The organism is Photorhabdus asymbiotica, from assembly GCF_003634575.1.
GTDB lineage: Bacteria > Pseudomonadota > Gammaproteobacteria > Enterobacterales > Enterobacteriaceae > Photorhabdus > Photorhabdus asymbiotica.
Genome location: NZ_RBLJ01000005.1, coordinates 81,806 through 101,516 on the forward strand (window position 1 = coordinate 81,806; position 19,711 = coordinate 101,516).

The following is a 19,711-nucleotide window of genomic DNA, read 5'->3' on the forward strand; positions in this document are numbered from 1 at the left end:
AAAAACTTATTTAGCTTTACGAGCTTCGATAATAGCCTGAGCGACGTTGCTCGGCGCTTCATTGTACTTCAGGAACTCCATGGAGTAAGAAGCACGACCTTGGGTCTGAGAACGCAGGTCAGTAGCATAACCAAACATTTCAGATAATGGTACCTGAGCACGTACGGTTTTACCGGTAGCAATGTCTTCCATACCGTCGATCATACCACGACGACGGTTCAGGTCACCGATAACGTCACCCATGTAATCTTCTGGAGTTTCAACTTCAACTTTCATGATAGGCTCCAGCAGAACTGGTTTCGCTTTCATGAAGCCTTCTTTGAAGCCCATAGAACCTGCGATTTTGAACGCCATTTCAGAAGAGTCAACTTCGTGGTAAGAACCATCGAACAGCGCGACTTTAACGTCAACAATCGGGTAACCGGCCAGAACACCATTTTTCATTTGTTCCTGAACACCCTTATCTACCGCAGGGATATATTCTTTAGGAACAACACCACCAACGATTTCGTTAGCAAATTCGTAACCTTTGCCACCTGGTTCCATTGGCTCAATACGCAGCCACACATGGCCAAACTGACCACGACCACCAGACTGACGAACAAATTTACCTTCTTGTTCAACAGTAGAACGGATGGTTTCACGATAAGCAACCTGAGGTTTACCAACGTTCGCTTCAACTTTGAATTCACGACGCATACGGTCAACCAAAACATCAAGGTGAAGCTCACCCATACCAGCGATAATCGTCTGACCAGATTCTTCATCGGTAGACACGCGGAATGATGGGTCTTCCTGAGCCAGACGACCTAAAGCGATACCCATTTTTTCCTGGTCAGCTTTAGTTTTTGGCTCAATAGCAACAGAGATTACTGGCTCTGGGAATTCCATACGCTCCAGAATGATTGGTGCGCTGATATCACAGAGAGTATCACCTGTTGTCACATCTTTCAGACCAATCGCAGCGGCGATATCGCCGGCACGAACTTCTTTGATCTCTTCACGTTTGTTAGCATGCATCTGAACGATACGACCAAAACGCTCTTTTTTGTCTTTCACTGGGTTAAGAACGGTATCACCGGAATTAACAACACCAGAGTAGACGCGGAAGAAGGTCAAGTTACCAACGAATGGGTCAGTAGCGATTTTAAACGCCAATGCCGAAAATGGTTCTTTGTCGTCAGAATGACGCTCTGCCGGCGTATCTTTACCGTCCGGCAGAATACCTTTAATGGATTCAACATCCGTTGGTGCTGGCAGATATTCAACAACCGCATCCAACATTGCCTGAACACCTTTGTTCTTAAATGCAGAACCACAGGTAACCAGGATGATTTCGTTAGTCAGAACACGATGACGCAGACCAGCTTTGATCTCTTCTTCAGTCAGTTCTTCACCACTGAGGTATTTTTCCATCAGCTCTTCTGATGCTTCCGCAGCGGCTTCAATCAAGTTGTTACGCCATTCTTCAGCCAGATCCTGCATATCAGCCGGGATATCTTCATAAGTGAAGGTAGTTCCCTGATCTTCATCGTTCCAGTTGATGGCTTTCATTTTCACCAGGTCAACAACACCGGTGAACGCATCTTCTGCACCAATGGCTAATTGCAGAGGTACTGGGTTTGCTGCCAGACGAGTTTTGATCTGCTCAACAACGCGTAAGAAATTCGCCCCCATACGGTCCATTTTGTTAACGAACGCGATACGTGGAACTCTATATTTATTCGCCTGACGCCATACGGTTTCAGACTGTGGCTGAACACCACCAACAGCACAATAAACCATTACGGCACCGTCAAGCACACGCATGGAACGTTCTACTTCGATGGTGAAGTCAACGTGTCCTGGGGTGTCGATAATATTGATACGGTGCGCGTCAAACTGCTTAGCCATACCTGACCAGAAAGCAGTTGTTGCTGCGGAGGTGATGGTAATACCACGCTCCTGCTCCTGTTCCATCCAGTCCATAGTAGCAGCGCCATCATGAACTTCACCGATCTTATGGTTTACACCAGTGTAGAACAGAATACGTTCGGTAGTGGTGGTTTTACCGGCGTCGATGTGTGCACTGATACCGATGTTACGGTAACGTGCAATGGGTGTTGTACGAGCCATTTGATTCCTCTATTCCTAGGACGTTCAATTTAAATCTGGGCAGCAAAATAGCCGCCCAGGGCATCATCACTACAATAGGATTACCAACGGTAGTGTGCGAACGCCTTGTTAGCTTCTGCCATACGGTGAACGTCTTCACGTTTCTTCACAGCAGAGCCTTTGTTCTCAGCTGCATCAGATAATTCGTTCGCCAGGCGCAGGGCCATAGACTTATCACCGCGTTTACGAGCAGCATCAACGATCCAACGCATTGCCAGAGCATTACGACGAACCGGACGAACTTCAACTGGAACCTGATAAGTAGAACCACCAACACGGCGGGATTTTACTTCCACGGTTGGACGCACGTTATCCAGTGCGAGCTCAAATGCTTCCAGATGTTCTTTACCAGAACGCTGAGCCAGGGTCTCAAGCGCACTATATACAATTGCTTCTGCAGTAGATTTTTTACCATCTACCATCAGGATATTAACAAATTTGGCCAGTAATTCAGATCCGAACTTTGGATCTGGCAGGATTTTACGTTGACCAATTACACGACGACGTGGCATGGAAATACTCCGTTTCGAATTCAGGGTTGTCCAAAACTCTACGAGTTTATTTTGACATTAAAGTGAAAATGTTTGGCCTTACTTAACGGAGAACCATTAAGCCTTTGGCTTCTTCACACCGTACTTAGAACGACCTTGTTTACGGTCTTTAACACCGGAACAGTCCAGTGCACCGCGAACAGTGTGGTAACGCACACCTGGCAAGTCTTTAACACGACCGCCACGGATCAGAATTACGGAGTGTTCCTGTAGGTTGTGGCCTTCACCACCGATGTAGGAAGAAACTTCGTAACCGTTAGTTAAACGCACACGACATACTTTACGCAGTGCAGAGTTTGGTTTTTTAGGAGTGGTGGTATATACACGAGTACATACGCCACGCTTCTGCGGGCAAGCTTCCAGAGCAGGAACATTGCTTTTTGCAACCTTCATGCTGCGGGGTTTGCGCACCAGCTGGTTAATAGTTGCCATTATTAAAAAAACTCCTGGTTTTTTTGCTTCGTAAACACGGATTAAATCTCTTGTTTGCCCTGACGGCAAAACACGAGGACGCGGAATTTTATGGCTGACTCGCCGGGGTGTCAAGAAATATACAGTGTTTCTCTGACTACCAGGCGAATTGTTGATGGTGTTTTACCGTCAGGTTAACAAAGTCAGTATAGTCGATCACTTGTACTTTGTCTGAAACCTGACCTAACAACCCTCGCGCCTCAATATCTTCTTTCAGCGCATATAATGTGATACCACTGTTGATCAACGTCGGAAGATAGCGATTAGCCTCAATCCCTGCCAATACACCATCCTGAATAAACAATATATCATCACCACCAGTAAGCAGATTGAATATCGCATTGAAGTCACATTGATAAGGCGATCGGCTAACAGTATATAACATATCATCGTCTCTCAAATAGCTCAAAATGTCAGCACAACATCATAGCCAACCAGTTTTTCACGAATCGTTTCTATTGATAATACTTCCACATCCAGAATAAAACGGCTAGCCGAGCTTAATCCTCGCATGACAAGATCTTCCTGGCACAAATAACATGCTTCAATATCGTATAAAGGTAAGACCTTAAAAGTAGCAATATAGTTTCTGGCCAGCACTCTGTCAGGTCGTTGATCCGGCAACAGCTGGAATACACCGTCAGAAATAAAAAATACACCAATATGTTCAGTTAATGCCGAAGTTGCCAGTAACGCATCTAACCCTTCTCTGCCCCCCGCATTACCATGAGGTGCTTGAGTGAAGACAAAAGCAATTTTTTTCATTTTTGCCTCTTAGAATTGCACCACACGGTCACAAGTCAACATGGCTTCAGCCAGCGTTCCCAAGCCACTTAATTCAAACCCTTCAGCCAGGTTTGCTACAGGTAAATTCAATTCATTAGCCTGCTGAGTATCGAGGACACCACGGCGAAGGGCCGCAGCAACACAAATGTGCATACCAAACTGATGCTCTGTTGCCATCATTTGCCATGCACTAACCAAATTGAATTCATCACTGGCTGGAGCGGTCAATTGATTGCCGTTATAAACACCTTCCCGATAAAAAAATACCGTATTGAGTTTATGTCCCATCGCAATCAAAGTTTGTGCGAATTGGTAAGCACTGCTGGCTTGCTGGGTGCCATATGCAGGTCCCGTTACCAGCAGACAATAAGACAGAGAAGGCATTACCGCTCAGGCCCTAAACATTCACCATTTTTAAACTGGCGAATATAGAGATAAACAGTATGTTTAGAAATATTTAAACGCTCAGCAACCTGGTTAATGGCGTCTTTAATATCAAAGATACCTTTCTCGTAGAGATTCAAAACCACCTGCCTGTTTTTGGCATTATTGGATACGTTGCGATCAATATTAACTTCTTCAATAGTATATTCCAGAGTTTGTGCAACCAAATCATCCACTGATGAGGCAAAATTTACATTTGGTGCGACATCATGTGTTTCCTCTGGAATAAATGTTTGAATAATTTCAGAGAAAGGCACATCAAGGTTCATATTAATGCACAAAAGACCAATCACTCTGCGGTTCCGATTCCGGATCGCAATAGTCACTGACTTCATCAAAGAACCACTTTTCGCCCGGGTAAAATAGGCTTTGGACGCACTACAATCTTCATCTGTAATGTCATGCAACATACGCAGAGCAAGATCAGTAATAGGTGAACCTATTTTACGACCTGTATGTTCTCCATTAGCTATTCTGACAGCTGAACATTTAAGATCTTCCAGTGAATGAAGGACAATCTCGCAATGCCCACCAATCAGCATAGCCAAGCCATCAACTGCAGCTTCATAAGACTTTAAAATTTCGTGATCCGTTTCAGTAAACGGTTGGTTTTCCAGTAAATCAATATCACTGGCATCACCAGATAATAGCGGGTTAGACATTAAATACACCATCCTTCAAACGCAGAAAACGTTTTGCTAAAAACACAACGTAATAAACTTATAAAAATTTCTTGTGAAAATTCAACTAGTACAACCTGCACAGAGATCTCAGTCAAAGATCTTTGCATCACATCAGATATTGACGTTAAAACCACACGACATCATCGTCAAGCCATCGCCGCTCAGACATTTGGCCTATATCACAGCTTTCAGTAACAAAAAACCGTTGACAGAATCTCTACCAACGGTTTTATCTATACAATTCATCAGAAATATTTAGCTAAAAGATTACTTAGCTTTAGTATCCGCTTTCACATCCAGTAACTCAATATCAAATACTAATGTAGAGTTCGCTGGAATACCTGGGACACCCGCTTTACCATAGGCCAACTCTGGTGGAATAACGAGTTTAATTTTTCCACCTTTTTGCACTTTCTGCAAACCTTCTGTCCAACCTGGGATAACACCGTCCAGACGAATAGAAAGTGGTTCATTACGCTTATAGGAGCTATCAAACTCTTTACCGTCAATTAACGCGCCTTTGTAATTCACCACTACCGTGTCACTAGCCACAGGTTTTTTACCATTGCCTTCCTTTTCTATTTTATATAAAAGGCCGGTTTGGCTCTTAACGACGCCTTTTTCCTTGGCAAATGCTTCACGATATTTAGCCCCTTTAGCTTCATTATCGCTGGCTTCTTTTTCCATCTTAGCTTCAGCCGCAGACTTCACTTTGCCTTCAAATGCACGCAAAGTATTTTCAATTTCACTGTCAGTCAATTTGCTTTTGTCTTTAAAAGCATCTTGCACACCTGCCAACAATTGATCTTTATCCAATGGGATACCCAAAGATTTCTGCTCTTTCAAGGTGTTTTCCATATAACGCCCTAAAGATGCGCCCAGAGCATAAGCATTTTGCTGATCTTCTGTTTTAAATGCGCTATTCAGTTCTATACTACTTTGATTATCTGCTTTGGCCGCCAGTACCTGGGGAGCACTGAAAACCATCGCCAGTGTAGTGGCGAGCAAGGTAACTTTAAACAATGATTTCATCTGTTTCTCCAATAACTTTGGGGGATATTTACCATCAGCAAAAATTATGCAATCGAGTCACTATAACTGCCCACAGCAGTACAACACAATATTTGCTGCTTTTAGTGCCCCAAAACTATTGAGACAACATTAATGAAAAGAGGTTTCATAACAACCGTATTCCACAGAATATTCTGGGCATAATGAGTTACTCTTAATTAATATGAAGAGACTAAAACGGATAATACACAGCCTGGTAATGGGAGAAAATCATGGATCTATCAGAGTTTGAACAACGGCTTGAGCATTTGGAAAGTCGCTTTACTTTTCAGGAAAATACTATCGAAGAGTTGAATCAGGTGGTCACTGAGCAGCAAATGGAAATGGCTAAATTAAGAGAGCATTTGCGGTTGATGACAGAGCGGTTGAAAGCCACTCAGCCGTCAATGGTGGCTTCACCGTCAGAAGAGACTCCTCCACCTCATTACTGATTTTACAAACGCCAATTACCATCAAGCAGATTTATACCCTTCATCCTTCAAGTTGCTGCTTTGTTGGCTGCGTTCACTCACCCCAGTCACATAGTTATCTATGCTCCTGGGGATTCGTTCACTTGCCGCCGCTCTGCAACTTGAAATCTATTGGGTATATATAATAGAAGTCCGACTCCCGGCAAACAGCGAATATTTTGTCGCTGTAGTCGGGTTTTGGCGATATTATTAAAGAAATACTCATTCACCAAAATACTCGTCATTTTGATTCTTTAAAACTTCAGACCAAATATACGGAATATTACAGATAGAATATGGATGACTTTATCTATACCCTTCATCCTTCAAGTTGCCTCTTGATTCGCTCCCTTGCCGTCGCGATGCATCTTGAAATCCATAGGGTATATATCGCCATACAATTAGTTTCGTTACGCTAGCTAATAGATAAATTATCATTAATTGGATATTCAAGTTATTCTAAATACACACAATCAACCTGATAAAAAATCTCCAAACCCAATATGCCAGTAAAACTACGGATATTACATTAAAAAAAAGTGACTTAAATCTCTTTTTAGCCGCATGATAAAATAGTGGAAACAAAAACAGCAAGGATACTGGAGCATCAAAATCTCTTGTATCATCTACAACCAGTGCATTATAAACATCACATATATTCTTTATGTCTATACCATCTATATAATATTCCTTTTCGAAATACGACATCATATATATGAATAACACACAGAAAAAAACATAGCCAACAATTAATACTGTGGATAGTTTATTCACTCTGAGATTCCCATAATTTGATTTATAGAATTTCTTTTTCTTAAAATACTTCTTCCATATTCGCTATATATTCTCTCTGGTGTACCTTTTTCAGCATTTATTGATTTAATAAAGTCCTCTTTATTCCTTGCTGTCCCTCTGTTATAACGAGAACCTGCCAGAATTAATTGCTCATCATTTAATTTTTCTGTGTCTATGCCTGGGTAATCGTAAAGTATGAGTTCTCGGAGATGTCTGGCAACAATTTTAATATTAAAATCATCAGCCAATAAACAATTCGCTAATTGTAATTGCTGCGTTGTCGTCAATGTAGATGGATCTATTCCCATTGTTTCTGCCGCAGCACGAAGTTGAATTGCCAATGCCCCAACAGATGTCGAATTTGAGTACGAATTATTCCCCCTAAATTTATCTACTATCTGACGATATTGCAGTACACCGTAGGCTTTTATTCTATCTGGCTTGCCTCCCACCTCTGCAACCGCCACACCAGCGAGTAATAATACAGGGATTTTTTCCTGATGAGCATAGTGGATTATTTTTTCTCTGTTATATTCAAGATAGGCAATTTTATACGCCCATAAATAAGCTTCTCCGGTTAAATATTTCCAGTTATTCGGCAGGAGCTTATATCGAATACCATCGACAGCGGTAAATTTTGGAAATCCCAATTCATCTACGGTGCAGTAAGGATTTTTCATATGCTGTTCTCCTTGCTTTGAAAGAAATACCAACTCACGAACATTGCCCCACACCACTCATGTAGTACGGGGCAAAGAATATCGCAACGACAGTAAACGAATTCCGTATCTGACTTCAAAAAGAACGTTATCTACTGTAATCGCTGGTGCATATCTTCCTGCTTGTCATAATTGACAGCTGATGATGTGTGCGTTAACACAACATCTTCACTTATTAGTGGCAACCGCCACCACCGCAGCATCCGTGTCCTTCATTATTATGGTGGTGATGACCGTCGTCATGGTTATGGCCATGACCACCACAGCAACCACCCTCGCCATGCTCGTGACCATGTGCACCGTGAACATGACCATGAGCCAGTTCTTCTTCAGTCGCTTCACGGATAGCAATGATTTCAACATTGAATTTCAAGTTCTGACCCGCCAGCATATGGTTACCATCAACCACTACATGCTCATCTTCAACCGCAGTGATTTCTACGGGTACGGGTCCCATATCAGTATCAGCCAGGAAACGCATGCCAACTTCCAGTTCATCAACACCAACAAAGACATCTTTTGGCACACGCTGAACCAGATTGTCATCATATTGACCATATGCATCATCAGCTTGCACGCTGACATCAAAACTCTCACCAGCCTCACGGCCTTCCAGCGCTTTTTCCAAACCGCTGATCAACGAACCACGGCCATGCAGATAATCCAACGGCGCACTTACCGGTGACTCATCAACTAAAACACCGTCTTCTGTTCTTACTTGATAAGCCAGGCTGATTACCAAGTCTTTTGCTACTTTCATGACATCTCCTACCCGTGGGTCCAAAAATTTTTACCGATTGTAACGGAATTCTACGCCTCTGTACTCACCTGCATTAAAATTCACACAATTATTGTGGTGTAAAAATACCAATAACCTGCTCCTGCTTTCTAACATGGGAGGTGACTTTCTCATCAGTTTGGCGCTGTTGATGACCACAATGGATACATTCCACCACATCCACCTGATCTTCCTGCCACATTGCCAATGTGTCCTGAGAATGGCATTCCGGACAGACAGCCCCAGCAATAAATCTTTTTCGGCTTACTGACATATTTACTCCACCTATTCATATTCATTCCAACCATCCGGTTGACGACGCTCATTCAGCATTTCCCGTTCAAACAACTCTTCCAGTTCTCGCCGCGCCTCTTTTATACGGGATATATGAGCCACATCACCATGCAGCTGTGGCATCAGTTCTCTCAGCATCCGCATATCTAATCGCTGAAAGTGTTGTTTTGCACGATGAGCCTTATGCGGATGCATTCCCAACCCAACTAGCGTCTTACGCCCCAATTCCAACGCACTGGAGAAAGTTTCACGGGTAAAATTTTCCACCCCACTTTGTAGCAGCTCATGCGCTTCCAGACGTCCTCTGGCCCGCGCCATAATATGCAGATTCGGGAAATGTTTCTGGCATAAATGCACGATCATCATGGTATTTTCTGGTTCATTACACGTGATAACAATCGCTTTGGCTTTATCTGCACCTGCCGCACGTAGCAGCTCTAATTCAGCCGCATCACCATAATAAACTTTGTAGCCATAACGCCGCATAGTACTGATAACACTGACATCACGTTCCAACACTGTTATGCGGATTTTATTCACCATTAGCAGGCGACCAATGACCTGTCCAAATCGGCCAAACCCCACTAAAATCACCTGCGGCTCATTATCTTCCACAAATGGCTGTTCATCCGTTTCATCCTGAGCATTATAACGACGGGCTAAAATAGCATCTATCAATTGCATCACCAGCGGCGTTGTCATCATTGATAGTGTTACCACTACCAACAACAAAGCCATCTGATCACTATTAAGGACGTTCTGGCTCAGTGCAGCAGAAAACAGCACAAAGGCAAATTCACCGCCCTGACTGAGTACGCCGGAAAATTGCAAGCGGGATGAATTCCGTAAACCAGAAATCAAGGCAATGAGATAAAGAACGATGCCCTTTACGACGACCAAAACCAGCACACCAAGTAGCACATCCGTCAGATGTATCAGTAGTACTCCTAAATTTAAGGACATACCTACCGAAATAAAAAACAGCCCTAACAGCAAGCCCTTAAACGGTTCAATAGATATTTCCAGTTCATGGCGATATTCACTATCGGCCAGTAATACCCCTGCGATAAAGGTTCCCAGTGCCATGGAAAAACCCAGCACCTCCATAAACAGCGCCGAGCTAAGGACAACCAGTAATGCCGCCGCAGTAAATACCTCACGTACTCCTGATCTTACAACCAGACGAAACAGCGGACGTAACAGATAACGACCTCCTAGCAACATGCCAGCAAAAGCGGCAATTTTCAGCATGATCCGATACCAGTCACTGGATGCGGTTTCACCGGCCAGAAGCGGGATCAATGCCAAAGCTGGGATCACAGCAATATCCTGAAATAGCAAAACTGAGAAACCAAGCTGCCCGCCCTCATTGCGGTTCATACCTTTCTCTTTCATCAGCTGCAAAGCCATTGCCGTTGAGGACATCGCCATACCGATACCACCGATAACCGCCGCCTGCCATGCAAAATCTGTCAGATATAAAAGTGCGGCTAACACCCCCGCCGTCAGAATAACCTGAGCTGCACCGACACCAAAAATAGATCGCCTGAGTTGCCAGAGTTTAGAAGGGTTAAGCTCAAGGCCGATGATAAACATCAGGAAAACGATCCCAAGCTCAGAGAAATGAAGAATATCATCAACATCCCTGATAAAGCTTAGTCCCCATGGACCAAGGACGATCCCTGCCAATAAATAACCTAATACTGCTCCAATCCTGAATTTCTGTGCGATGGGTACTGCCACTACAGCAGCAAATAAAAACAATATACTGGCACTTAGTTGCGCTGAATGCTCCATAGGCTATAACCCTCCTAATGGCAATGGCGATTTGAGCCACTCACGATAAGCATTAGCATGGATGGCAAGAAATTCTGGTTTTTGACGACGTGCCCAATAAATCACCATTGGCGGTAACCAATGCATACGGCACATAGATGCTGTCTGTTCAAAAGGGCGAAGAATCTCTTCCATCGGATAGAGGTTATAACCATCAGGCTGGAAAGCCCCTTCTGGCTCTCCGGTTGTGATCACTGAACGCCAATATTTCCCCTGTAGCGCTAACCCAGTAATACCACTGGCAAATCCCCGTGTCAGCACACGATCCATCCACTCTTTTAATAAAGCAGGACAACTGTAAGTATATAGAGGATGTTGAAAAACAATCACCTGATGCTCACGCAACAGTTGTTGTTCATAATGAACATCAATAAAAAAATCCGGATAAGCTCCGTATAAGTCGTGAACCGTAACATGCTCTAAATCCAGCACAGGTTGTAACAAAACGCGGTTTGCAACTGAATCCTGTGACTCCGGATGGGCATACAGCAGCAGGACTTTAGGCGGCTGTAACATCATTCCCCCCTCAAGAACGTGTCAGGACACGTATTTTCCGTTACCATGCATACAAAGTTATAAAACCGGACGCTTATTGTCCGTTATTCTTAATTTAACATATTATATACAAACGACACGTATGATTGTTTTCTCTTCATTACAAATTCGTCGCGGAACGCGTGTTCTGCTGGACAATGCCAGCGCCACAATCAATCCCGGACAGAAAGTAGGTCTGGTAGGGAAAAACGGCTGCGGCAAATCTACCTTACTCGCATTACTAAAAGATGAGCTTCAAACTGAAGCCGGCACATTCACTTTTCCCAATAACTGGGCATTAGCTTGGGTGAATCAGGAAACACCCGCACTGGAAACGCCAGCATTAGAATATGTTATTGATGGTGATCGTGAATTCCGTCAATTAGAACAGCAATTACAAATAGCCAATGAAAAAAATAATGGCAATCTAATCGCCCATCTACACAGTCAATTGGACACGATTCAAGCCTGGACTATCCGTTCAAGAGCATCCAGTCTACTGCATGGTCTGGGTTTCTCTCAAGAACAGCTTGATCAACCCGTGCGTGCATTCTCTGGCGGATGGCGTATGCGCCTTAATTTAGCCCAGGCATTGCTCTGCCGTTCTGATTTATTGTTGCTTGATGAACCCACTAACCACCTTGATCTGGATGCGGTTATTTGGTTGGAAAAATGGCTAAAAAGCTACCCCGGAACCTTAATCCTTATCTCCCATGACCGGGATTTCCTGGACCCAATCGCCGACAAGATCCTCCATATTGAGCAACAGTCTCTGTTTGAATACAGCGGCAATTACTCTTCTTTCGAGCGTCAACGTGCAACCAAACTGGCACAACAACAGGCGCTCTATAAGAGCCAACAGGAGAAAGTCGCCCATCTGCAAAGTTATATTGACCGTTTTCGTGCTAAGGCCAGTAAGGCTAAACAAGCTCAGAGCCGTATCAAAATGCTGGAACGGATGGAGTTAATCGCTCCTGCTCATGTTGATAATCCGTTCCATTTCAGTTTCCGTAAACCGGAAAATCTGCCTAATCCATTACTGAAAATGGAAAAAGTCAGTGCCGGCTACGGCGAACGGACCGTGTTAAGTTCGATCAAATTAAATCTGGTTCCCGGCTCCCGCATTGGTCTGCTTGGGCGTAACGGTGCAGGTAAATCCACGTTGATTAAACTGCTTGCTAATGAACTGAAATCTCAGGGTGGAGAAGTAGAATTAGCGAAAGGCATCAAGCTGGGATATTTCGCCCAACATCAGTTGGAATATTTGCGTGCTGATGAATCGCCATTACAGCATCTAGTCCGTATTGCGCCACAGGAAACAGAGCAGCAACTTAGGGATTATCTGGGTGGTTTTGGTTTTAAGGGCGATCAGGTTACTGACCCAAGCGGGCGTTTTTCCGGGGGAGAAAAAGCGCGTCTAGTTTTAGCATTGATGGTTTGGCAACGCCCTAACCTTCTGTTACTTGATGAACCAACGAACCATCTCGACCTGGATATGCGTCAGGCACTAACGGAAGCATTAATTGACTTTGACGGTGCATTGGTTGTGGTTTCCCACGACCGGCATTTACTACGCTCAACAACAGATGAGCTGTATTTGGTTCACGATGGCCGGGTAGAATCTTTCAATGGCGATTTAGAAGATTATCAACAATGGCTGACAGATCAACAGCGCCAACAAAATCAGCAATTACGTGAAAGCAGTGATAAGGAAAGGGAACCTTCCAGCAAAAGTGCTCAAGAGAGAAAAGATCAAAAACGGCGTCAAGCTGACTTCCGTAACCAAACGCAGCCATTGCGCAAGCAGTTAACTAATCTGGAAAAACAGATGGAGAAACTGAGTGACGAACTGGTTGTATTAGAAAATCAGCTTTCAGACAGCGCTATCTACGATAACAGCCGTAAAACCGAATTGACTGAGTTTCTACAAAAACAAAATCAGGCCAAATCAAAACTGGAAGAAACTGAATTAGAATGGATGGAGATTCAGGAACAACTTGAGCAAATGACTCAAGAATTTAATGGATAAAGATTTTCACCAATGACATTTAATAAAGCGGATAAAATAATCCGCTTTATTTTTCACTAAAATCAATAAATCACATAAAATTTCCATCTTATTCTTTTAAATTTATAGCTTATAATTACATTTCCTTTAATTTATATATCCTTGTTTTTAACCCCATTCATTCTCACTATACTTCATAATAAAATTACATAAAACCGTTTATTTTCTCTTTAAACAATAACAATTAGCAAATAATATTTACATTTAATATATTGAGATATTACTGAAGATAATTTTTATATTTAAACAAATAACCACTATATTTAACCCTTACAATTTTTTAATAAAACTGCATTAAATAAATTTATAGTAAAAACAATATTATACCAATTTTCTTATTCATATATTATCAATCAATAAAGAAAATAGTTCTGTTTCATTTATTAGTCCACTATCGATAACTGGACTACATAAAATACCAAAATCAATCTCCATATCAGTTTCCAGCACTTCTAATAAATTCAAATATTGTGATGGAATTGAACGAATCACTTTTTGCGGAATTAAGGAAAAACCATTATGTTTAATTATTAATTCAGTCATTACCATAATATCATTAGTTTTCAATATTAAATTCATATTGCTATTATCGTAAATAGAAAATATGTTAATACCACCAGTGAAATCAATTGGTATATCACGCTCATCCGTGCTGATAAGCTGATATAACGATGCCATTTCAGTATTTAATTCTGCAGAATTATGCTGCCAATTGCTGTCTTTTTTAAAAAGGTAAACAAGTTTCTCAGTAAAAATTTTCTTTGGTATCAGTGATGAAGTGAATGGTAAGGGAACGATGGCGATATGTAATAAGCCAGATTTTAACAGACTCATTTGCTGTTCAAATGTCAGACCGGTCATTAGTACGAGAACGACTTTTTCCTGTTTACCTAAAAAAAACTGCTCTTTCATTTTTCCAGAATTATAAATAGAAAAACAAGAGCTAACATAAAGATAATGTGGCGCATCGTCTTGTAAATCGTGATTAACCTGAGTCTGAAATTGCTCAAAATGACCCAGTAATTTCTGGGCATTCTCAAAAGTTTTTTGGCCAAAATCAGTTAACCGGGTACCACCTGGTCCTCTGGAAAATAAAAGAGCACCAAACTCCTCTTCCAGAGCATTAATTCGCTTAGTCAACGCAGGTTGTGAAATATGTAATATTTGAGAAGCCTTATGATAATTTAGTGTTTCAGCTAACACGATAAAAGCTTTGAGATTACGTATATCCATATCTCCACCATTAAGGTTTATACCCTTCATCCTTCAAGTTGCTGCTTTGTTGGCTGCGTTCATTCACCCCAGTCACATAGTTATCTATGCTCCTGGGGATTCGTTCACTTGCCGCCGCACTGCAACTTGAAATCTATTGGGTATATCTTTAATACTTTCTTACTGTTACTATTTCAATAATTAACTAAATAATTTAAACTTAATTAAATAGAGATTAAACAACAATAATAAGATGATCAATTAATTTATTAAAAACATGAGTGACATATAAGCATTATATTTGTAACCATATATCCTCCCAACTCTCTAAGATAAATGAGTAAATGACTCATTTAAATAAAACGCATTAAAAAATAATAAATCTCCTATTTTTAGGAATTTTCCTATAGCAATGCTTATGCTCCCTATGATAACGATTTCCAATTATCCAGATAACCAGTAAACGTTATTCTGAAAATATAGTTATTAATCTTATTTTTAAAATATCCTCATTTAATTTAAAACCAAATTTACATTTATAACTTAATTGAATGATTTAAATAATCACCTTATAAAACTAAAATTAAAATTAATCACACAGCTTAATGTCTTTTACATAGGTATTTGGTGACATCCAGGATATTCTTGGGCATATTAAATAATTATCACTTCTTAATTTATAATTTACATATAAAGACGTGGGAAAACTTAAAAAAAACAAAAAAACCCATATCGAACCTAAATATTTCACAAAACCATCATGATATTTAGGATAATAACCAGTTACATTAACAAAAACAATAAAAAATACAGCATAGGAAATTAAAGGAAAAGAACAAAATACAATAAATACACTGCTCGAAAATGTTATTTTATCATCCATTTTAACTAAAGAGATCAAATCATTTCCTGAAAAAAAGAAAGACACTAACGTTAAAATGAAAATAGCAAGAGCACTGATAATACGTACAATCTTTCTTTTATTTTCCATAACGACCCCAATTATGAAGAAATTGATTAAAATTAAATTCAATAATATTAATCACATAGCTTGATATCTTTTACATAGGTATTTGGTGACATCCAAGATATCCTTGGACATACCAAATAGCCATCACTTTTTAATTTATAATTCACGTATAAAGATGTAGGGAAACTTAAAACAATTGAAACAATAGCTATCGAACAAAAATATTTGTTAAAGCTATCATGATGTTTTGGATAACGACCAACTACATTAACAAAAACAACAAAAACCATATAATATAAAACCAAAGGAAAAGAAAAAAATGTCATAAAAACACTGCTTGAAAATGTTATTTTTTCATCCATTAAAACCAACGAGATCAAATATTCACTTACTATAAACATAGAAAACGACATCAAAGACAATATGAAAATCGCGCAAATAATGTGTATTATTTTTCTTTTATTATCCATGGCTATATCACTCATATTAATCACACAATTTAATATCTTTTACATAGGTATTTGGCGACATCCAGGATATCCTTGGACATACCAAATAACTATCACTTCTTAATTTATAATTTACATATAAAGATGTGGGAAAACCTAAAAAAAATGAAATAATAGCTATCGTCCCAAAACAGTTAACAAAACCATCATGATGCTTTGGAGAACGACCAGTTATACTGACACAAATAACTGCAACCATATAATATAAAACCAAAGGAGAAGAAAAAAATATTATAACAACACCACCTGAGAATGTTATTTGTTCATCCATTTCAATTAAAGAAATTATATTTTCTCCTGTCAAAAAGAAAGTGGATAAAGCTAAAATAAAAATAGCAAGAGCGCCGATAATATGTAGAATCTTTCTTTTATTTCCCATAGTTTCCCCAGGAATGAAGAAATTGATTGAAATTAAATACAATAATATTAATCACATAGCTTGATATCTTTTACATAGGTATTTGGTGACATCCAAGAGATTCTTGGACATACTAAATAGCCATCACTTTTTAATTTATAATTCACGTATAAAGATGTAGGGAAACCTAAAAAAAATGAAATAATAGCTATCGTCCCCAAATATTTGTTAAAACCATCATGATGTTTAGGATAACGACCAGTTATATTAACAAAAATAACAAAAATAACATAATAAAAAACCAAAGGAGAAGAAAAAAATATCATAAAAACACCACTTGAGAATATTATTTTTTCATCCATTTTAATTAAAGAATTTAAATTCCCTCCCGTCAAAAAGAAAGTGAATGACGTTAGAATGAAAATAAAAAGAGCGCAGATGATATGTATAACCTTTCTTTTATTTCCCATAGTTTCCCCAGGTATGAAGAAATTGATTTAAATTAAATTCAATAATATTAATCACATAGCTTGATATCTTTTACATAGGTATTTGGTGACATCCAAGAGATTCTTGGACATACCAAATAATTATCACTTCTTAATTTATAATTTACATATAAAGATGTGGGAAAACTAAAAAAAAACAAAAAAACCCATATCGAACCTAAATATTTCACAAAACCATCATGATATTTAGGATAATAACCAGTGACATTAACAAAAACAATAAAAAATATAGCATAAGAAATTAAAGGGAAAGAACAAAATACAATAAATACACTGCTCGAGAATGTTATTTTATCATCCATTTTAACTAAAGAGATCAAATCATTTCCTGCAAAGAAGAAAGACACTAACGTTAAAATGAAAATAGCAAGAGCACCGATAATGCGTACAATCTTTTTTTTATTTTCCATAACGATCCCAATTATGAAGAAATTGATTGAAATTAGCTTCTAGTATTCTCGGTTTTCTCTCCATTTCTTTTTTAATTAAATTAATAATAGTTTCGCTAATTTTGAATTTTGTATCCAAAACATTAAGTCCGTATACCGTTACAAAACCTACACCAACCACAATACCAGCTACAAAAATTACACTAGCACCAGCAACAGATGTAGCTAACATCAAAGACCCAATAGCCCAAGAAACAAAGGCTGCTACTACTGTCTTAGCCAAATCTACCGCAATATTACCTAAGAAATCAGCCAATGTGTATTCGTCCTTAAATATAAACTCAACCGTTCGATAAGCCGCAGAAAAGAATATACTGAACTTCATTCCTTTAACTATGCCACTATTTAATCCTTGTTGCCCTATCCCCATAGATATCATCTTCATGTTAGAAGCTCTGTATCTTGAAGCAGTAATAATCTTTCTAACTCCCGCATAGCCTGAAATTTTAATATATTTTTCACCATTCTTGCCAACATACTCTGTGGCTTTAATCCCTAATCTTTTAAACTCTCTGACTACATTTATAAAGTCAAAAGCATCATGTATATTACTGGCATATGATGATATTGGATCTGCAACTGAGAATACCTTCTTCATAAATGGACTTTTGGGTTTTGGCGAATCAATATCTTCCAAAACATTTTTCGCTTCATCCAATGAGAGCAGGACAATATATGTTGTATTCTCTCCTAACTGCTTCTCAAGGCCAATAGCATCAAAGAACTCATGTTGGGGGTTTTAAGTGATCAGTCCCAACATGCCCTCTCAGGAAATCCCCCATATAACCTTCCCAAGAAGGGTTGTATTTTTTGTATGTCATCGTGCAACTTCCTCTAATATTCTTAGAATTAAAAATCGTCACATCAGTGTTTCACGGACGGCATTTCCAATTTGAGTAAAAGAGTACGACCATCTGAAGCTCTCATATTGATCATATGAGTTTCAGTTGACGACATCAATTGAAAACATAACATCATCATTAATGCCAGTTTCTCATCTGGAACTAACGGGCTATTCACTAATGCATTATCTAATTGCTGTAATAACAGATCTCTATCGTCCATACGGTTAAACTCATTAATCATCATTATTAGAGCATAACACTATATTACATAAGAAATAGCCATGTCTATTATATAATAGCAAAACGTTAAATAAACGTGGAGCGTCCGCAGTTGGCGCTGCATAATACCAAAATAACGCCTGATTTATAAGTTTGAAAATGATAATAGAAAACTAAGAAAAATATTTTAAATGCCATTTTATAAGAACTGCTATTGTAAAAGGAATCCCCTCGAACAAACATGTAAATCGAGTCAAGCCTTCATGATTTTGGAAAGAAATTCGATATTGAACTATTAGTTTTTTTATATTTTAATGCTATGGTTATACTTCCACAGCCTGGGCAAATAGCTTCAGATCGTTTATACAAAGCACTTGTATGGTGACTATTTATGTCTTATATGACTTACTTATCGTTAAATGGTAAGAAACAAGGTTTAATTTCTGCTGGTTGTTCAACTCTGGATTCGATAGGAAACCGATACCAAAAAGGTCATGAGGATCAAATACAGATATTGAGTTTAAATCACATGATAACTCGAGAACAACATGTCAATCATCACCCAGTTCAGTTCATCAAACCTGTAGATAAATCATCCCCATTATTATCAGTAGCAATCTCTTCAAACGAACTACTGCATGCGGTTTTTCTCTTTTATAGAACCAACACCGCTGGTCAGTTAGAACTTTTTTATGAGGTCAAATTAACAGAAGCGAGCATTGTTGACCTTTCTTGCACTTATCCACATTCGATAAATGATAATGAGATGATGCCGTATGAAAAAGTCTTTCTCAAATACAAATCTATATCCTGGAATCACGTGATCGCAGGTACATCTGCCTATAGTATATGGGACGATAGAGTTTATTGAAAATAAGCTAAACATATATGAATATATATATATTAAAACCGCTGACAAACCTCGCTTAAAATAGCGAGGTTTATTTTTTTATTATGAAAAACATTCTGACTAATTTTCCCCATTAAGCCAATTTGATCGTCCAAAT

General features: G+C 39.4%; 25 protein-coding genes. 3 read left to right on the forward strand and 22 right to left on the reverse strand.

Annotated features, from left to right (window positions below; translation table 11 throughout):
- Window positions 1–6: 6 nt before the first annotated feature.
- The 8 genes from fusA to fkpA all read right to left on the reverse strand — a co-directional run bounded on the left by fusA (window position 7) and on the right by fkpA (window position 6,121).
- Window positions 7–2,115 carry an elongation factor G gene (gene fusA, locus BDD30_RS20030; protein ID WP_012776533.1) on the reverse strand — a complete coding sequence of 703 codons (2,109 nt, stop codon included), beginning with the start codon at window positions 2,113–2,115 and terminating at the stop codon, window positions 7–9.
- Between the two features lie 80 nt (window positions 2,116–2,195).
- A complete protein-coding gene (rpsG, locus tag BDD30_RS20035) occupies window positions 2,196–2,666 on the reverse strand; it encodes a 30S ribosomal protein S7 (protein ID WP_012776532.1) in 471 nt (156 codons plus the stop codon).
- Between the two features lie 96 nt (window positions 2,667–2,762).
- Window positions 2,763–3,137 (reverse strand): 30S ribosomal protein S12, encoded by a 375-nt coding sequence (gene rpsL, locus BDD30_RS20040; RefSeq protein ID WP_011144815.1) that lies wholly within the window; start codon window positions 3,135–3,137, stop codon window positions 2,763–2,765.
- A 136-nt stretch (window positions 3,138–3,273) separates the two neighbouring features.
- The gene (tusB, locus tag BDD30_RS20045) at window positions 3,274–3,561 is read right to left on the reverse strand and encodes a sulfurtransferase complex subunit TusB (RefSeq protein ID WP_012776530.1); all 288 of its coding nucleotides are present in this window, start codon (window positions 3,559–3,561) and stop codon (window positions 3,274–3,276) included.
- Between the two features lie 20 nt (window positions 3,562–3,581).
- Entirely contained in the window at window positions 3,582–3,941 is a 360-nt protein-coding gene (gene tusC, locus BDD30_RS20050; RefSeq protein WP_012776529.1) for a sulfurtransferase complex subunit TusC, read from the reverse strand.
- Between the two features lie 9 nt (window positions 3,942–3,950).
- Entirely contained in the window at window positions 3,951–4,346 is a 396-nt protein-coding gene (gene tusD, locus BDD30_RS20055) for a sulfurtransferase complex subunit TusD (RefSeq protein ID WP_012776528.1), read from the reverse strand.
- Entirely contained in the window at window positions 4,346–5,068 is a 723-nt protein-coding gene (locus tag BDD30_RS20060) for a helix-turn-helix transcriptional regulator (protein ID WP_036773599.1), read from the reverse strand. The genes tusD and BDD30_RS20060 overlap by 1 nt, the downstream gene beginning before the upstream one ends.
- A gap of 288 nt (window positions 5,069–5,356) precedes the next feature.
- Window positions 5,357–6,121 carry an FKBP-type peptidyl-prolyl cis-trans isomerase gene (gene fkpA, locus BDD30_RS20065; RefSeq protein ID WP_041381488.1) on the reverse strand — a complete coding sequence of 255 codons (765 nt, stop codon included), beginning with the start codon at window positions 6,119–6,121 and terminating at the stop codon, window positions 5,357–5,359.
- A 251-nt stretch (window positions 6,122–6,372) separates the two neighbouring features.
- On the opposite strand from fkpA, the gene BDD30_RS20070 reads away from it, so the two are divergent.
- Window positions 6,373–6,591 carry a protein SlyX gene (locus tag BDD30_RS20070; RefSeq protein WP_041381487.1) on the forward strand — a complete coding sequence of 73 codons (219 nt, stop codon included), beginning with the start codon at window positions 6,373–6,375 and terminating at the stop codon, window positions 6,589–6,591.
- A gap of 477 nt (window positions 6,592–7,068) precedes the next feature.
- Here BDD30_RS20070 and BDD30_RS20075 read toward each other — a convergent pair whose 3' ends face one another.
- From BDD30_RS20075 to kefG, 6 genes are all read right to left on the reverse strand, one after another.
- Window positions 7,069–7,383, reverse strand: coding sequence for a YjeO family protein (locus tag BDD30_RS20075; protein ID WP_012776524.1), 315 nt, complete (start codon window positions 7,381–7,383; stop codon window positions 7,069–7,071).
- On the reverse strand, window positions 7,380–8,084 hold the full coding sequence (locus tag BDD30_RS20080) for a hypothetical protein (protein ID WP_012776523.1): 705 nt from the start codon (window positions 8,082–8,084) through the stop codon (window positions 7,380–7,382). The genes BDD30_RS20075 and BDD30_RS20080 overlap by 4 nt, the downstream gene beginning before the upstream one ends.
- Before the next feature lie 214 nt (window positions 8,085–8,298).
- Window positions 8,299–8,883, reverse strand: a complete 585-nt coding sequence (gene slyD / locus BDD30_RS20085; RefSeq protein ID WP_041381486.1) for a peptidylprolyl isomerase — start codon at window positions 8,881–8,883, stop codon at window positions 8,299–8,301.
- 88 nt (window positions 8,884–8,971) lie between these two features.
- The gene (locus tag BDD30_RS20090; RefSeq protein WP_012776521.1) at window positions 8,972–9,175 is read right to left on the reverse strand and encodes a YheV family putative zinc ribbon protein; all 204 of its coding nucleotides are present in this window, start codon (window positions 9,173–9,175) and stop codon (window positions 8,972–8,974) included.
- Between the two features lie 11 nt (window positions 9,176–9,186).
- On the reverse strand, window positions 9,187–10,992 hold the full coding sequence (gene kefB / locus BDD30_RS20095) for a glutathione-regulated potassium-efflux system protein KefB (protein ID WP_012776520.1): 1,806 nt from the start codon (window positions 10,990–10,992) through the stop codon (window positions 9,187–9,189).
- 3 nt (window positions 10,993–10,995) lie between these two features.
- A complete protein-coding gene (kefG, locus tag BDD30_RS20100) occupies window positions 10,996–11,547 on the reverse strand; it encodes a glutathione-regulated potassium-efflux system ancillary protein KefG (protein WP_041381485.1) in 552 nt (183 codons plus the stop codon).
- 121 nt (window positions 11,548–11,668) lie between these two features.
- On the opposite strand from kefG, the gene BDD30_RS20105 reads away from it, so the two are divergent.
- On the forward strand, window positions 11,669–13,594 hold the full coding sequence (locus BDD30_RS20105) for an ABC transporter ATP-binding protein (protein ID WP_041381484.1): 1,926 nt from the start codon (window positions 11,669–11,671) through the stop codon (window positions 13,592–13,594).
- 378 nt (window positions 13,595–13,972) lie between these two features.
- On the opposite strand, the gene BDD30_RS20110 is transcribed toward BDD30_RS20105, so the two are convergent.
- From BDD30_RS20110 to BDD30_RS20145, 8 genes are all read right to left on the reverse strand, one after another.
- Window positions 13,973–14,866, reverse strand: coding sequence for a LysR family transcriptional regulator (locus BDD30_RS20110; protein ID WP_041382655.1), 894 nt, complete (start codon window positions 14,864–14,866; stop codon window positions 13,973–13,975).
- A gap of 568 nt (window positions 14,867–15,434) precedes the next feature.
- On the reverse strand, window positions 15,435–15,836 hold the full coding sequence (locus BDD30_RS20115) for a DUF1240 domain-containing protein (RefSeq protein WP_041381483.1): 402 nt from the start codon (window positions 15,834–15,836) through the stop codon (window positions 15,435–15,437).
- A 47-nt stretch (window positions 15,837–15,883) separates the two neighbouring features.
- A complete protein-coding gene (locus tag BDD30_RS20120; protein ID WP_012776515.1) occupies window positions 15,884–16,285 on the reverse strand; it encodes a DUF1240 domain-containing protein in 402 nt (133 codons plus the stop codon).
- Window positions 16,286–16,301: 16 nt separating this feature from the next.
- On the reverse strand, window positions 16,302–16,703 hold the full coding sequence (locus BDD30_RS20125) for a DUF1240 domain-containing protein (RefSeq protein WP_041381482.1): 402 nt from the start codon (window positions 16,701–16,703) through the stop codon (window positions 16,302–16,304).
- 47 nt (window positions 16,704–16,750) lie between these two features.
- A complete protein-coding gene (locus BDD30_RS20130; RefSeq protein ID WP_012776513.1) occupies window positions 16,751–17,152 on the reverse strand; it encodes a DUF1240 domain-containing protein in 402 nt (133 codons plus the stop codon).
- A 47-nt stretch (window positions 17,153–17,199) separates the two neighbouring features.
- Complete coding sequence (locus BDD30_RS20135; RefSeq protein WP_012776512.1) at window positions 17,200–17,601, reverse strand: DUF1240 domain-containing protein; 402 nt, start codon at window positions 17,599–17,601, stop codon at window positions 17,200–17,202.
- Window positions 17,591–18,277 carry a hypothetical protein gene (locus tag BDD30_RS20140; protein ID WP_231849176.1) on the reverse strand — a complete coding sequence of 229 codons (687 nt, stop codon included), beginning with the start codon at window positions 18,275–18,277 and terminating at the stop codon, window positions 17,591–17,593. Before BDD30_RS20140 ends, BDD30_RS20135 begins: the two co-directional genes overlap by 11 nt.
- Window positions 18,278–18,504: 227 nt before the next feature.
- Window positions 18,505–18,705, reverse strand: a complete 201-nt coding sequence (locus BDD30_RS20145) for a hypothetical protein (protein WP_041382653.1) — start codon at window positions 18,703–18,705, stop codon at window positions 18,505–18,507.
- Window positions 18,706–19,095: 390 nt separating this feature from the next.
- Between BDD30_RS20145 and BDD30_RS20150 the strand changes: the two genes are divergently transcribed.
- Entirely contained in the window at window positions 19,096–19,575 is a 480-nt protein-coding gene (locus tag BDD30_RS20150) for an Hcp family type VI secretion system effector (protein ID WP_012776510.1), read from the forward strand.
- Window positions 19,576–19,711: the final 136 nt, after the last annotated feature.

Bases quoted from the DNA above. Each gene is read 5' to 3' on its own strand.
- fusA (WP_012776533.1), bottom strand. From the start codon at position 2,115: ATGGCTCGTACAACACCCATTGCACGTTACCGTAACATCGGTATCAGT.
- rpsG (WP_012776532.1), bottom strand. From the start codon at position 2,666: ATGCCACGTCGTCGTGTAATTGGTCAACGTAAAATCCTGCCAGATCCA.
- rpsL (WP_011144815.1), bottom strand. From the start codon at position 3,137: ATGGCAACTATTAACCAGCTGGTGCGCAAACCCCGCAGCATGAAGGTT.
- tusB (WP_012776530.1), bottom strand. From the start codon at position 3,561: ATGTTATATACTGTTAGCCGATCGCCTTATCAATGTGACTTCAATGCG.
- tusC (WP_012776529.1), bottom strand. From the start codon at position 3,941: ATGAAAAAAATTGCTTTTGTCTTCACTCAAGCACCTCATGGTAATGCG.
- tusD (WP_012776528.1), bottom strand. From the start codon at position 4,346: ATGCCTTCTCTGTCTTATTGTCTGCTGGTAACGGGACCTGCATATGGC.
- BDD30_RS20060 (WP_036773599.1), bottom strand. From the start codon at position 5,068: ATGTCTAACCCGCTATTATCTGGTGATGCCAGTGATATTGATTTACTG.
- fkpA (WP_041381488.1), bottom strand. From the start codon at position 6,121: ATGAAATCATTGTTTAAAGTTACCTTGCTCGCCACTACACTGGCGATG.
- BDD30_RS20070 (WP_041381487.1), top strand. From the start codon at position 6,373: ATGGATCTATCAGAGTTTGAACAACGGCTTGAGCATTTGGAAAGTCGC.
- BDD30_RS20080 (WP_012776523.1), bottom strand. From the start codon at position 8,084: ATGAAAAATCCTTACTGCACCGTAGATGAATTGGGATTTCCAAAATTT.
- slyD (WP_041381486.1), bottom strand. From the start codon at position 8,883: ATGAAAGTAGCAAAAGACTTGGTAATCAGCCTGGCTTATCAAGTAAGA.
- BDD30_RS20090 (WP_012776521.1), bottom strand. From the start codon at position 9,175: ATGTCAGTAAGCCGAAAAAGATTTATTGCTGGGGCTGTCTGTCCGGAA.
- kefB (WP_012776520.1), bottom strand. From the start codon at position 10,992: ATGGAGCATTCAGCGCAACTAAGTGCCAGTATATTGTTTTTATTTGCT.
- kefG (WP_041381485.1), bottom strand. From the start codon at position 11,547: ATGTTACAGCCGCCTAAAGTCCTGCTGCTGTATGCCCATCCGGAGTCA.
- BDD30_RS20105 (WP_041381484.1), top strand. From the start codon at position 11,669: ATGATTGTTTTCTCTTCATTACAAATTCGTCGCGGAACGCGTGTTCTG.
- BDD30_RS20110 (WP_041382655.1), bottom strand. From the start codon at position 14,866: ATGGATATACGTAATCTCAAAGCTTTTATCGTGTTAGCTGAAACACTA.
- BDD30_RS20115 (WP_041381483.1), bottom strand. From the start codon at position 15,836: ATGGAAAATAAAAGAAAGATTGTACGTATTATCAGTGCTCTTGCTATT.
- BDD30_RS20120 (WP_012776515.1), bottom strand. From the start codon at position 16,285: ATGGATAATAAAAGAAAAATAATACACATTATTTGCGCGATTTTCATA.
- BDD30_RS20125 (WP_041381482.1), bottom strand. From the start codon at position 16,703: ATGGGAAATAAAAGAAAGATTCTACATATTATCGGCGCTCTTGCTATT.
- BDD30_RS20130 (WP_012776513.1), bottom strand. From the start codon at position 17,152: ATGGGAAATAAAAGAAAGGTTATACATATCATCTGCGCTCTTTTTATT.
- BDD30_RS20135 (WP_012776512.1), bottom strand. From the start codon at position 17,601: ATGGAAAATAAAAAAAAGATTGTACGCATTATCGGTGCTCTTGCTATT.
- BDD30_RS20145 (WP_041382653.1), bottom strand. From the start codon at position 18,705: ATGGACGATAGAGATCTGTTATTACAGCAATTAGATAATGCATTAGTG.
- BDD30_RS20150 (WP_012776510.1), top strand. From the start codon at position 19,096: ATGTCTTATATGACTTACTTATCGTTAAATGGTAAGAAACAAGGTTTA.